Source organism: Colwellia sp. PAMC 20917, assembly GCF_001767295.1.
Lineage (GTDB): Bacteria > Pseudomonadota > Gammaproteobacteria > Enterobacterales > Alteromonadaceae > Colwellia_A.
In genome coordinates this window covers 1,412,559-1,425,720 of sequence record NZ_CP014944.1, presented here as the reverse complement: position 1 = coordinate 1,425,720, position 13,162 = coordinate 1,412,559, and the positions used below count along the sequence as shown (strand labels likewise).

The window sequence follows — 13,162 nt, the reverse complement described above, 5'->3', positions numbered from 1 at the left end:
ATGAGAAGAAAAGGAATTATTTTAGCAGGAGGCAGTGGTACTCGCCTTTACCCCCTCACGAAAGTTGTCAGTAAGCAGCTTATGCCAGTTTATGACAAACCTATGGTTTATTATCCGCTCGCAACGTTAATGCAAGCAGGTATTCAAGAGATACTCATTATATCTACACCTGAAGAAACTCATCGTTTTGAAGAGCTATTAGGCGATGGATCTAATTTTGGTGTCGCTATATCTTACAAAATTCAACCTAGTCCTGATGGCTTGGCACAAGCCTTTATTCTAGCCGAAGAGTTTCTTAATGGCTCGGCTGCTGCGCTGGTTCTTGGCGACAATATGTTTTATGGCCATGATTTGACTAAGTCTTTACAGAACGCAAATGCTCAACTATCTGGCGGAACTGTGTTTGGTTATCATGTCTCAAATCCGCGCTCTTACGGTGTAGTTGAATTTGACGAATCAGGTACAGCAGTATCTATTGAAGAAAAACCAGAAGTGCCTAAGTCTAATTACGCAGTTCCTGGTTTGTATTTCTTTGATGATCGTGTGGTTGAATTTGCTAAGAATGTTCAGCCTTCTGCTCGTGGTGAATTAGAAATAACTGATGTTATTGAACAGTACTTAAAAGCAGGTGAATTGAAAGTTGAAATTATGGGACGCGGCACAGCATGGCTTGATACCGGAACTCATGATGATTTACTCGCTGCTGCTAACTTTATTTCGACTATTGAAAAACGCCAAGGCTTAAAAGTTAATTGCCCTGAAGAAGTCGCTTTTCGTAATGGTTGGTTGAGTGAAGAAAAATTACGTGAGATTGCGCAGCCTTTACGTAAAAGTGGCTATGGTGAGTATCTTATACAGTTAATTGAAGGTCGTGTTTTTTAACATTAATAGGAAATAGGCGCCTTATGCCGTCATACTGAATTTATTTCAGTATCTGGTCTTTGCTGTTTAAGAACGAGATCCTGAAACAAGTTCAGGATGACGGTATGCTCCTCAGGAATGACGGTAACGGCCACTTTCTGTAGTGGCACTTTTGTCGTCATGCTGAATTTATTTCAGTATCTGGTCTTTGCTGTTTAAGAACGAGATCCTGAAACAAGTTCAGGATGACGGTATACTGCTTCAGGATGACGGTATGCTCCTCAGGAATGACGGTAACTGCCACTTTTTGTAGAGGCACTTTTGTCGTCATGCTGAATTTATTTCAGTATCTGGTCTTTGCTGTTTAAATACGAGGTCCTGAAACAAGTTCAGGATGACGGTATGTTGCGTCCGAATGACGGTATACTGCTTCAGAATGACGGTATACTCCTTCAGTATGACGGTATGTTGCGTCCGAATGACGGTATGCTGCTTCAGAGTGATGGTAACGGACACTTTTTGTAGAGGCACTTTTGTTGTCATGCTGAATTTATTTCAGTATCTGGTTTTGCTGTTTAAGAACGAGATCCTGAAACAAGTTCAGGATGACGGTGTCGTGTTCAGGATGACGGTATGTCCATTCAGGATGATGGGATGCTCCTTCGGAATGAGAGAAACTGCTACTTTTTAGAGGCACTTTTGTCGTCATACTGAATTTATTTCAGTATCTGGTCTTTGCTGTTTAAGTACGAGATCCTGAAACAAGTTCAGGATGACGGTATATTGCGTCGGAATGACGGTATACTCCTTCAGTATGACGGTATGCTGCTTCAGGAATGACGGTATGCTGCTTCAGAGTGACGGTAACGGCCACTTTCTGTAGTGGCACTTTTGTCGTCATGCTGAATTTATTTCAGTATCTGGTCTTTGCTGTTTAAGAACGAGATCCTGAAACAAGTTCAGGATGACGGTATGTTGCGTCGGAATGACGGTATACTGCTTCAGAATGACGGTATACTCCTTCAGTATGACAGTATGCTGCTTCAGAGTGACGGTAACGGCCACTTTCTGTAGTGGCACTTTTGTCGTCATGCTGAATTTATTTCAGTATCTGGTCTTTGCTGTTTAAGAACGAGATCCTGAAACAAGTTCAGGATGACGGTGTCGTGTTCAGGATGACGGTATGTCCATTCAGGATGATGGGATGCTCCTTCGGAATGAGGGAAACTGCTACTTTTTGTAGAGGCACTCTTGCCGTCATGCTGAATTTATTTCAGTATCTAGTTTTGATGTTTAATAACGAGATCCTGAAACAAGTTCAGTATGACGGTATGTTGCGTCCGAATGACGGTATGCTGCTTCAGAGTGATGGTAACGGACACTTTTTGTAGAGGCACTTTTGTTGTCATGCTGAATTTATTTCAGTATCTGGTTTTGCTGTTTAAGAACGAGATCCTGAAACAAGTTCAGGATGACGGTATGCTCCTTCGGAATGGGGGGAAGCTGCCACTTTCTGTATAGGCACTTTTGTCGTCATGCTGAATTTATTTCAGTATCTGGTTTTGCTGTTTAAGTACGAGTTCCTGAAACAAGTTCAGGATGATGGTATGCTGCTTCAGAATGATGGGATACTTGCTTAGTAAAGCGTTTGTTGTTTAAGACGACTGTGTTAATTTTTAAGATAATAGGAAATAATTAATGAAGTATTTGGATACTAATATCCCTGATGTGAAAATTATTGAAGCAAACGTGTTTGGCGATGAACGCGGTTTTTTTATGGAAACCTTTCGCGTTGATGAGTTTAAAGAGCATTGTTCTGAACATGCCTTTGTACAAGATAACCACAGTAAATCTAGTCACGGTATTTTACGTGGTTTACACTACCAACTGAAAAATACTCAGGGTAAATTAGTGCGCGTTACTTCTGGTGAAGTTTATGATGTTGCGGTTGATATGCGAAAGTCATCTCCTACTTACGGACAACACGTAGGTGTTATTCTTTCAGGTGAAAATAAACGCCAGCTTTGGGTGCCAGAAGGTTTTGCTCATGGTTTTTACGTGATGAGTGAATCAGCAGAGTTTGTCTATAAATGTACTGATTATTATGCTCCAGAGCATGAAGTATCATTATTATGGAATGACCCAGCATTAAATATTCAATGGCCACTAGTAGATGAAATTTTACCTTCGTTATCAGCAAAAGACGAAGTCGGATTATTGTTTAAAGACGCACCTTCTTTTTCATAACTTTAGTATTATAGAACGGATAGATAAAACTTTATGAAAATAATTGTTATAGGTAAGTCAGGTCAATTAGCTTGGGAGTTAAGCCAACTTTCATCAGTTAAGCATGAAATTGTATGTTTAGGCCGAAAGGATATTAATCTTAATGAGCTTTTATCGGTTAGTGAAACTTTAAAAACTCATAAAGCTGAAGCTATTATTAATGCTTCAGCTTATACCGCTGTAGATAAAGCAGAAAGTGATATTGATAATGCATATGAACTTAATGCTAAAGCGGTAGGGCATTTAGCACAAGCGTGTAAATTATTATCTCTGCCATTGGTTCATATATCTACTGATTTCGTTTTCCATGGTGATAAAGGCGCTCCTTATTTACCGAATGACAAAATTAATCCATTAGGTGTTTATGGTGCTAGTAAAGCAGAGGGTGAGCAGTTAATTACTGATATCCACCCTAATAATAGCGCTATTATTAGAACCTCTTGGGTCTATTCTACGCATGGTAATAACTTTGTGAAAACTATGCTGAACTTGATGAATACTAAACCTGAACTTGGCATTATTAGTGACCAAATAGGATCGCCAACCTATGCGAAAGGATTAGCTGAGGCTTGTATTCTTGCTCTGGAAAATAAATTAGTAGGTATTCATCATTATACTGACACCGGTGTTGCTAGCTGGTTTGATTTTGCTGTGGCGATACAATCGATTGGTTTCGATTTAGGTTTGTTAGATAAAAAAATTCCGATTAAGCCCATTTCAACTTCGCAGTATCCAACACCTGCTGAACGACCACATTACAGTGTTTTAGACAAATCTAGTTTAGTTAACGCTTTACCCGAACTTTCTTTCGTACATTGGCAAACTCAATTACAAACTATGATGAAAGCCTTAAAGGCTGATCAGTCTTAAGTTTATATATTAAATTTTTAGAGAATTATTATGAAAAAATTATTAGTTACAGGCGGTGCAGGTTTTATAGGTGCTAATTTTGTTCATTATTGGATGAACAAATACCCAGCAGATAAAATCGTCGTACTAGATGCATTAACTTACGCAGGTAATATCGCCAATTTAGACTGTGTAAAAGATGAAGGTAACTTTACCTTTGTGCACGGTAATATTTGTGACCAAGCGTTAATTGAAACGTTATTAGTTGAGCATAGCATTGATACTCTAGTTCACTTTGCCGCAGAGTCACATGTTGATCGTTCTATTACAGGTCCTGATGCGTTTATAGAAACTAATATTTTAGGTACTTACAGCTTATTAAAAGCAGCTAAGAAAGTTTGGTTAGACGGTGAGAGTATATTGGAAGGTCATCGTTTTCATCATGTATCTACTGATGAAGTTTATGGCACATTAACGCCTACTGAAGCACCTTTTACTGAAGATACGGCTTATGCACCTAATTCTCCTTATTCTGCGAGTAAAGCAGCAAGTGACCATTTAGTACGTGCTTATCACCATACTTATGGTTTAAATGTTACGACCAGTAATTGTTCAAATAACTATGGACCATTTCATTTCCCTGAAAAATTAATTCCATTGGTTATTACTAATATCCTTCATGATAAAGCTTTACCTATTTATGGTGATGGACAGCAAATACGCGATTGGTTGTATGTTGAAGACCATGCTTATGGGATCGATCTAGTTTTACAAAATGGCAGAATCGGTGAAAACTACAACATTGGCGGTAATAATGAGTGGGCCAATATTGATATTGTTAAAACTATTTCTAAATTAGTTGAACAAGAATTTGTTAAAAATTCTGATTTAGCTACTCGCTTTCCTGCTGCTAGAGCTGCCATTGAGCAGAATACTGAGTCTTTAATTACTTACGTAAAAGACCGTCCAGGGCATGATCGTCGTTATGCTATTGATGCGACTAAAACGAATGAAGAATTAGGATATGTACCTAAAGAAAGTTTTGATACGGGCATTGCTAAAACTGTTCAGTGGTATTTAAACAATGAGTCTTGGTGGCAAAGTGTTATGGATGGTTCATACCAAAACTGGATTGCATCTCAATACGAATAAGTGATAAACATTCAAATTTATTAGCAATAAAACGATATCAATTGATATCGTTTTTGCATTTTAATAGAAAAAAATTATTTTTGACCGTGACAATTGATAAGAGTCTCTTTAATATAAAATTAAGCATATAAATTAAGGATGAAAATGAATAATAAAATAACGAAAGCGGTAATTCCAGTTGCTGGGTTAGGTACACGTATGTTGCCAGCGACAAAAGCTATACCAAAAGAAATGCTTCCTATCGTCGATAAGCCGATGATCCAATATATTGTTAATGAATGTGTTGCAGCAGGTATTAAAGAAATTGTGCTAGTAACGCACTCTTCAAAAAATGCTATTGAAAACCACTTTGATAAATCTTTTGAGCTTGAAACTACCCTTGAAAACCGTGTTAAACGACAGTTGTTAGATGAAATTCAAGCGATTTGCCCGAAAGACGTTACTATACTGCATGTTCGACAAGGTGAAGCGAAAGGCTTGGGTCATGCTGTAATGAAGGCCCGTCCTATTATTGGTAACGAACCTTTTGTTGTGGTACTTCCTGATGTTATTTTAGATGATGCTACAGCAGATTTGAAAACCGAAAATTTAGCAGCGATGTTAACGCGTTATAACGAAGTTGGTGGCTACAGCCAGATTATGGTTGAACCTGTGCCAATGGAGCAAGTAAGTAGTTATGGTGTGGTTGATTGTGGTGGTGTTGAGCTTGCCCCCGGTGAGTCAAAAACTATGACGGCTATTGTTGAAAAACCAGCGATGGAAGACGCGCCATCAAACTTAGCCGTTGTTGGTCGCTATGTCCTTTCTGAGAAAATTTGGGATTTATTAAAGTTAACCCCTCCAGGTGCTGGTGATGAAATTCAATTAACTGACGCTATTGCGATGTTAATGGAAAAAGAAACGGTTGAAGCTTTCCATATGACAGGCAAGTCACATGACTGTGGTTCAAAACTAGGCTACATGAAAGCGAACGTTGAATACGGTTTACGCCACCCAGAATTAGCTGATGATTTCAGAGCATATTTAACCGACTTGATGAAGTAACAACTATTTTTGTACTCTTTTGTACTTTATGTACTTTTGCACTTTTGTCGTCATGCTGAATTTATTTCAGTATCTGGTCTTTGCTGTTACAAGTACAGATCCTGAAACAAGTTCAGGATGACGGAGTAGTGTTCTTATCCCACAGGATGATGGTGTTGGTATCAGAGAGTCGTTAATCGTTTAGTCCTTCTGTCGTCATGCTGAATTTATTTCAGTATCTGGTCTTTGTTGTTGTAAGTACGGATCCTGAAACAAGTTCAGGATGACGGAGTAGTGTTGAGGATGACGGTTATCCCGCAGGATGATGTTTGTTCTTTAGGGTGACTGTTTTGGTATCAGGGAGTCGTTAATCGTTTAGTCCTTTTGTCGTCATGCTGAATTTATTTCAGTATCTGGTCTTTGTTGTTGTAAGTACAGATCCTGAAACAAGTTCAGGATGACGGAGTAGTGTTGAGGATGACGGTATGTTAGTTCAGGATAACGGTATACTGCTTCAGGATGACGGTAACGGCCACTTTTTGTAGAGGCACTCTTGTCGTCATGCTGAATTTATTTCAGTATCTGGTCTTTGTTGTTGTAAGTACAGATCCTGAAACAAGTTCAGGATGACGGTGTTGTGTTCAGGATGACGGTGATGGTATCAGGATGACTGTTATCCCAACGGATGACGTTTATCCCCCAGAATAACGGTGTTGGTATCAGCATGACTAGCTTTCACCTATTTTAAATTTACTATAAGAAAAGTATAAATATGGATATATCTTCTTTATCAGCGCTTTCTAAAGCGGCTAAGTCTCGGGCAATTGTTTCATTGTTCTCCACTGACCAAACCCGTGTTGAGCAATACTCAACTAGCAATGCTGGTCTATACCTCGACTTCTCTAAACAAAACATTAACGTAACAGAACTTAATCAGCTTTTTGACTTAGCAGAAAAGTCTAGTTTAGCTGAAAAAATAAACGCGCAGTTCTGTGGCGAGGTTATCAATAATACTGAAAAGCGTGCCGTGCTTCATACCGTTCTTCGTGCCCCAGATGAAAAAAAACAAGCAATATTAGGTGCACAAGCTGACGAAGTTATTGCCACTGAGCAGCACATGGCCGACATTGTTAATGATATTAGCTCAGGAACGTTACTTTCAGCTTCTGGTGAAAAGTTCACTGACATTATCGCGATTGGTATTGGTGGCTCTTATTACGGTATTAAAGTTGCGCTTTCTGCATTAAGTACTTTTCATACCACCGGCTTGAATGCCCATGTTATTGCCAATGTTGATGGCGCTGCAGTTGAAGAGAAACTCGCTAAGCTGAATGTTGCTAGCACTTTGGTTGTTGTTATTTCTAAAACCTTTACCACCCAAGAAACATTATTAAATGCGCTTGCGGTTAAAAACTGGATGATTAAGCATTCAACTTGTTCTGACATTATTGGAAAACAGTGGTTTGCGGTTAGTACTAATATCGTTAAAGCGACTGAGTTTGGTGTTTTAGAAAAAAACATTCTTCCGATGTGGGATTGGGTAGGTGGCCGTTTTTCTCTTTGGTCTGCTGTTGGTTTACCGCTGGCTTTAGTGATTGGCAATGAAAATTTCAATAAACTGAAGCAGGGGGCTTATCAAATGGACCAGCATTTTCAAAATGCTCCCTTTGAGCAGAATATGCCGGTGTTAATGGCACTGCTTGGTATTTGGAATCGTAATGCTTTGCAGTATTCAAGCCTTGCTATTTTACCGTACGACCATTCTTTGCGGGCTTTACCCGGTTATCTACAACAAACAGATATGGAAAGTAATGGTAAGTCGGTGTCTAATACTGGCGAGAAATTAGCGTGGCAAACCGCCCCCACAGTTTTTGGTCAAGAGGGGACGAATGGTCAGCATGCTTTTATGCAATTAATGCATCAAAGCGATGACATTATTCCTACCGACTTTATTGTCTGTTTAAAAGGCGCGAGCCATTTACCTGAGCATCATCAAGTATTAGTAGCTAATTGTTTTGCGCAAAGTGAAGCGTTAATGCGCGGTAAAACCTTAGCAGAAGTTGAAGGTGAACTTGACGCCGCAGGCTTAACACCGGACGAAATATCTACACTTGCGTCACATAAAACCATGAAAGGTAATACACCCAGTAACACCTTATTACTTGAAGAAATGACACCCGAAAATTTAGGGGCATTACTTGCACTTTACGAGCATAAAATTTTTGTGCAAGGTGTTATTTGGCAGTTAAATTCTTTTGACCAATGGGGTGTTGAACTAGGCAAACAATTAGGCAACAGTATTTTATCAGCAATCAATGGTGGCGAAATGTCAATGCTGTCAGCTTCAAGCCAAAATCTAATCAAACGTTTTAATAGTTCTACTAATAAGTAGCATTGAAATATGAACAATAACTAGTCATAAAAGTGGCTAGTTATTGACTTTTTCACGGCAAATCTATAGTATTCCCGCGCTTTTACCTTGATATACCCTCAAATAAGTCAATTAACGCTTCTTGTTAAGTTTTCCTATTATTAGGACGTCGTCAGGTTACACCCCACTATCCATAAAATGAGAGTGCAATGTTCGAATTACATGCCAGTAAAGTTTCTAACCTGAAGAACGATGTTCTTTCAGGACTTACCGTCGCCTTAGCGCTAGTGCCCGAAGCTGTTGCTTTTGCATTTGTTGCTGGTGTTGACCCTCTTGTTGGTTTATATGCTGCTTTTATGGTGGGTTTAATTACCTCTGTTTTCGGTGGACGCCCTGGCATGATTTCTGGTGCAACCGGCGCTATGGCTGTTGTCATGGTGAGTCTAGTGGCTATTCATGGTGTTGAGTATTTATTCGCTACGGTGGTATTAACTGGCTTACTGCAAATTCTTGCTGGTATCTTTAAACTGGGTAAGTTTATCCGCTTAGTACCCCATCCGGTTATGCTTGGCTTTGTTAATGGTTTAGCTATCGTTATATTTTTAGCTCAGCTTGGTCAATTCAAATTTACTAATGACGCGGGTGAATTAGAATGGATGCAAGGAGCACCTCTGTATACCATGGCAGGGTTAATTCTTTTAACCATGGCAATTATTCATTTTTTCCCTAAGTTAACTAAAGCGGTACCGTCAACATTGGTTGCGATAGTTGCTGTATCATTCTTAGTTTTCGGCCTTAACCTAGATACTAAGTTAGTGGGTGATGTTGCCTCTATAGCCGGCGGATTACCAACATTTAGCATACCTAGCGTACCCTTTGATTTAGAAATGTTAAAAATCATCTTTCCATTCGCTATTGTATTAGCAGCGATTGGTTTAATTGAGTCATTATTAACGTTAACCCTTATTGATGAGTTAACCGGTACTCGTGGCCGCGGTAACCAAGAATGTATTGCACAGGGTGCAGCAAATACTGTTACGGGTTTCTTTGGTGGTATGGGTGGTTGTGCAATGATTGGTCAATCAATGATCAACGTGAACTCGGGTGGTCGAGGTCGAGCATCAGGTATTACTGCGGCATTAGCATTACTTGGCTTTATTTTATTTGCCTCAGGGTTAATTGAACAAATCCCTCTAGCGGCCTTAGTCGGTGTTATGTTTATTGTTGTTATTGGTACCTTTGAATGGTCAAGTTTCCGCATTTTAGGCAAAGTGCCGAAGGCTGATGCCTTTGTGATAATTCTTGTCTCGGGTGTGACCGTTTATTCAGATCTTGCTATTGCTGTTGTTGTTGGTGTTATTGTCTCAGCGTTAGTTTTTGCTTGGGAACACGCAAAACACGTTACTGTGCATCGTTCAACTAACGAACATGGCTCAACCGTTTATGATGTAAAGGGACCGTTATTTTTTGGTTCAGTTGCAAACTTTTTAGAGCAGTTTGATATGGATGAAGCAAGTAGCGACATTATCGTTGAATTTAAAAATTCACGCGTTGTTGACCATTCTGCTATCGAAGCGATTGATACCTTAGCTGACCGTTATTTGTCGCGCGGCAAAACCATGCACTTAAGACACTTAAGCAGTGAATGTACAGAGTTATTAACCAAAGCGGGTAGTCTAGTTGAAATCAACGTGATTGAAGACCCGGACTATCATATTGCTACTGATAAATTAGACTAATATGATACAAGCCTATACATTATGTATAGGCTTTTTAAGTTTGGCCGAAGGTTTTTATGCAATTAGAGTTTTTTGATGTTCCCAGCCCTTGTATGGGTGTGTGTCAGTCTGATGAAAAAGGCAATTGTCTTGGCTGCTACCGCACGCGTGAAGAACGCCAAACGTGGATAAATTTAACCTCTGATAACAAACAAAAAGTAGTTAAACGCTGCTTGCAACGCAAAAAACGTAAAAATGCCAAACCGAAAGTTAAAGTTATTCCAACCCAGATAGAAACGCAGCAACCTTCGTTACTTGATCCCCAATCAAAAGCAAAACCAGATACCTCAACAGATCTTGATTTTGGTGACTTTGAACTCTAAGACTATCATTCTCAACAGACTCTTGAGCCTAGAAAATACTCTGTCATCCTGAACGAGCACCGTCATCCTGAACTCGTTTCAGGATCTGTACTTGCTCTACAAAGACCAGATACTGAAATAAATTCAGCATGACGGCACGGGAGTGAACAAAGACCAGATACTGAAATAAATTCAGTATGACGACATGAGAGTGAGAAAATGCGAATAATAAACAAACCACTCTCCGTCATCCTGAACTCGTTGCAGGATCTGTACTTGCTCTACAAAAACCAGATACTGAAATAAATTCAGCATGACGGCATGGGAGTGAGAAAATGCGAGTCATAAACCAACCACTCTCCGTCATCTTGAACTTGCTCTACAAAGACCAGATACTGAAAAGAGTTCAGCATGACAGCACGAGAGTGAACAAAAACCAGATACTGAAATAAATTCAGCATGACGGCATGGGAGTTAACAAAGACCAGATACTGAAATAAATTCAGCATGACGGTATGGGAGTGAGAAAATGCGAGTAATAAACAAACCACTTTCCGTCATCCTGAACTGGTTTCAGGATCTGTACTTGATCTACAAAAACCAGATACTGAAATAAATTCAGTATGACGGCATGGGTGTGAGAAAATGCGAATGATAAACAAACTACTTTCCGTCATCCTGAACTCGTTTCAGGATCTGTACTTGCTCTACAAAAACCAGATACTGAAATAATTCAGCATGACGGCATGGGAGTGAAAAAACACGAGTAATAAACAAACGACTTTCCGTCATCCTGAACTCGTTTCAGGATCTGTACTTGCTCTACAAAAACCAGATACTGAAATAAATTCAGCATGACGGCATGGGAGTGAACAAAGACCAGATACTGAAATAAATTCAGTATGACGACATGGGAGTGAGTAAAACCAGAAGGCAAATTTACTATGTGCTTTTAGTCTCGGAATTACACTTATTTATTTGCTTCTTTCTCCATTCACCTTGAATGTATAACCATTGAACGTAATTGGCTAAGCTTCACTTGCTGTATTGTTCAAATCATTTTATTGTTGCCTATTAAAACCCAAAATAATAATCCGCACAGGAAGCATTAAATGCATATCAAGCAAAGCATCGCGCCTACGTTGTTGGCGCTTAGCGTATCACTCGCGTTATCTGGCTGTTTAGAGTCTGAGCAGCAAGACCCAAAAGTATCTATTAATAAAAACCCTTATCCGAGTACTTATCAACCTATACCTAAGCAAACGACATTAATCAAAAATACCACGGTATTAATTGGTAATGGTGAGCGTTTTGATAATGCTGATGTATTGATGACTGATGGAAAAATATCTCAAGTTGGCAAAAACTTGTCCGCTGCGGGTGCTGTCGAAATTGATGGAACTGATAAGTGGGTTACGCCTGGTGTTATCGATGTGCATTCGCATTTAGGGGTTTATCCAAGCCCGTCGGCTGAGTCACACTCAGACGGTAATGAAATGAGTTCGCCCAATACTTCTGAAGTTTGGTCTGAGCATAGTATTTGGCCACAAGATCCTGGTTTTAATGCTGCCCGCGCTGGCGGTGTTACTACAATGCAAATTTTACCTGGCTCGGCTAATTTATTTGGTGGACGTGGTGTAACGCTTCGTAATGTATCAAGCCACACGATGCAAGGCATGAAGTTTCCAGAAGCGCCTTATGGTTTAAAAATGGCTTGTGGTGAAAACCCTAAGCGTGTTTATGGTAGCCGTAAAATATTACCCTCAACTCGTATGGGTAACATGGCAGGTTACCGCATGGCTTGGGCAGAAGCGACTGAGTATAAACATGCCTGGGAAAAATACGACCGTGACTACGAAGCGGGGAAAAATCCTTTAGCGCCAGCACGAGATTTAGAGCTTGATACCCTTCGTGGCGTACTTGACGGTGAAATTTTAATTCACAATCATTGTTACAAAGCTGAAGAAATGGCGATGATGATTGATCTGGGTAAAGAGTTTAATTACCAGTCAGGGACTTTTCATCATGCGATTGAAGGTTACAAAATTGCTGACTTATTAGCTGAAAATGGAAACTGTGCAGCCATGTGGCCTGATTGGTGGGGTTTCAAAATGGAAGCTTACGACATGATCCACGAAAACGTTGCAGTTGTTAACGCAGTGAAAAACTCTTGTGCGATTGTTCACTCAGACTCAAACAGTACTATTCAGCGTTTAAACCAAGAAGCAGGTAAAGTAATGTACCGTGCTAACGAGAATGGTTTTGCCTTAAAACCAGCAGAAGCGATCCGTTGGATCACTTTAAATGCAGCTAAATCGTTAGGAATTGATGATAAAACCGGTAGTTTAGAAGTGGGTAAAAATGCGGATGTGGTGCTTTGGAATCAAAGTCCTTTCAGCGTTTATGCACAAGCTGAACAAGTATTTGTTGATGGTGCAAAAGTGTATGACCGTTTTGATGATAAATACCAAGCAACAAGTGACTTTATGTTAGGGCAAGCTGAAGTTCCGGCTTTACCTAAAAAGGGAGGGCAGTAATCA

Annotated in this window: 10 protein-coding genes; 9 read left to right on the top strand and 1 reads right to left on the bottom strand. The window is 39.7% G+C overall.

The window, feature by feature from the left end; all coding sequences use genetic code 11:
• Positions 1-882: a glucose-1-phosphate thymidylyltransferase RfbA gene (gene rfbA / locus A3Q34_RS06070; protein WP_070377029.1), complete on the top strand. Its 882-nt coding sequence runs from the start codon at positions 1-3 to the stop codon at positions 880-882.
• 721 nt (positions 883-1,603) lie between these two features.
• Here rfbA and A3Q34_RS20405 read toward each other — a convergent pair.
• On the bottom strand, positions 1,604-1,750 hold the full coding sequence (locus A3Q34_RS20405; RefSeq protein ID WP_157470844.1) for a hypothetical protein: 147 nt from the start codon (positions 1,748-1,750) through the stop codon (positions 1,604-1,606).
• Between the two features lie 809 nt (positions 1,751-2,559).
• Here A3Q34_RS20405 and rfbC point away from each other — a divergent pair.
• From rfbC to A3Q34_RS06020, 8 genes are all read left to right on the top strand, one after another.
• Entirely contained in the window at positions 2,560-3,108 is a 549-nt protein-coding gene (gene rfbC, locus A3Q34_RS06055) for a dTDP-4-dehydrorhamnose 3,5-epimerase (protein WP_070374545.1), read from the top strand.
• Positions 3,109-3,141: 33 nt separating this feature from the next.
• Positions 3,142-4,017, top strand: a complete 876-nt coding sequence (gene rfbD, locus A3Q34_RS06050; protein ID WP_070374544.1) for a dTDP-4-dehydrorhamnose reductase — start codon at positions 3,142-3,144, stop codon at positions 4,015-4,017.
• 30 nt (positions 4,018-4,047) lie between these two features.
• The gene (rfbB, locus tag A3Q34_RS06045) at positions 4,048-5,148 is read left to right on the top strand and encodes a dTDP-glucose 4,6-dehydratase (RefSeq protein ID WP_070374543.1); all 1,101 of its coding nucleotides are present in this window, start codon (positions 4,048-4,050) and stop codon (positions 5,146-5,148) included.
• Between the two features lie 144 nt (positions 5,149-5,292).
• A complete protein-coding gene (galU, locus tag A3Q34_RS06040) occupies positions 5,293-6,192 on the top strand; it encodes a UTP--glucose-1-phosphate uridylyltransferase GalU (RefSeq protein ID WP_070374542.1) in 900 nt (299 codons plus the stop codon).
• A 751-nt stretch (positions 6,193-6,943) separates the two neighbouring features.
• Positions 6,944-8,563, top strand: a complete 1,620-nt coding sequence (gene pgi, locus A3Q34_RS06035; RefSeq protein ID WP_070374541.1) for a glucose-6-phosphate isomerase — start codon at positions 6,944-6,946, stop codon at positions 8,561-8,563.
• A 188-nt stretch (positions 8,564-8,751) separates the two neighbouring features.
• Positions 8,752-10,281: a SulP family inorganic anion transporter gene (locus tag A3Q34_RS06030; protein ID WP_070374540.1), complete on the top strand. Its 1,530-nt coding sequence runs from the start codon at positions 8,752-8,754 to the stop codon at positions 10,279-10,281.
• 56 nt (positions 10,282-10,337) lie between these two features.
• Positions 10,338-10,643, top strand: coding sequence for a DUF1289 domain-containing protein (locus tag A3Q34_RS06025; protein WP_070374539.1), 306 nt, complete (start codon positions 10,338-10,340; stop codon positions 10,641-10,643).
• A 1,091-nt stretch (positions 10,644-11,734) separates the two neighbouring features.
• The gene (locus A3Q34_RS06020; RefSeq protein WP_070374538.1) at positions 11,735-13,159 is read left to right on the top strand and encodes an amidohydrolase; all 1,425 of its coding nucleotides are present in this window, start codon (positions 11,735-11,737) and stop codon (positions 13,157-13,159) included.
• Positions 13,160-13,162 lie beyond the last annotated feature (3 nt).

What these genes read in the sequence shown, in the direction of transcription:
- rfbD (WP_070374544.1), top strand. Translation starts at nt 3,142, where the DNA reads ATGAAAATAATTGTTATAGGTAAGTCAGGTCAATTAGCTTGGGAGTTA.
- galU (WP_070374542.1), top strand. Translation starts at nt 5,293, where the DNA reads ATGAATAATAAAATAACGAAAGCGGTAATTCCAGTTGCTGGGTTAGGT.
- A3Q34_RS06020 (WP_070374538.1), top strand. Translation starts at nt 11,735, where the DNA reads ATGCATATCAAGCAAAGCATCGCGCCTACGTTGTTGGCGCTTAGCGTA.
- rfbB (WP_070374543.1), top strand. Translation starts at nt 4,048, where the DNA reads ATGAAAAAATTATTAGTTACAGGCGGTGCAGGTTTTATAGGTGCTAAT.
- A3Q34_RS06025 (WP_070374539.1), top strand. Translation starts at nt 10,338, where the DNA reads ATGCAATTAGAGTTTTTTGATGTTCCCAGCCCTTGTATGGGTGTGTGT.
- rfbC (WP_070374545.1), top strand. Translation starts at nt 2,560, where the DNA reads ATGAAGTATTTGGATACTAATATCCCTGATGTGAAAATTATTGAAGCA.
- pgi (WP_070374541.1), top strand. Translation starts at nt 6,944, where the DNA reads ATGGATATATCTTCTTTATCAGCGCTTTCTAAAGCGGCTAAGTCTCGG.
- rfbA (WP_070377029.1), top strand. Translation starts at nt 1, where the DNA reads ATGAGAAGAAAAGGAATTATTTTAGCAGGAGGCAGTGGTACTCGCCTT.
- A3Q34_RS06030 (WP_070374540.1), top strand. Translation starts at nt 8,752, where the DNA reads ATGTTCGAATTACATGCCAGTAAAGTTTCTAACCTGAAGAACGATGTT.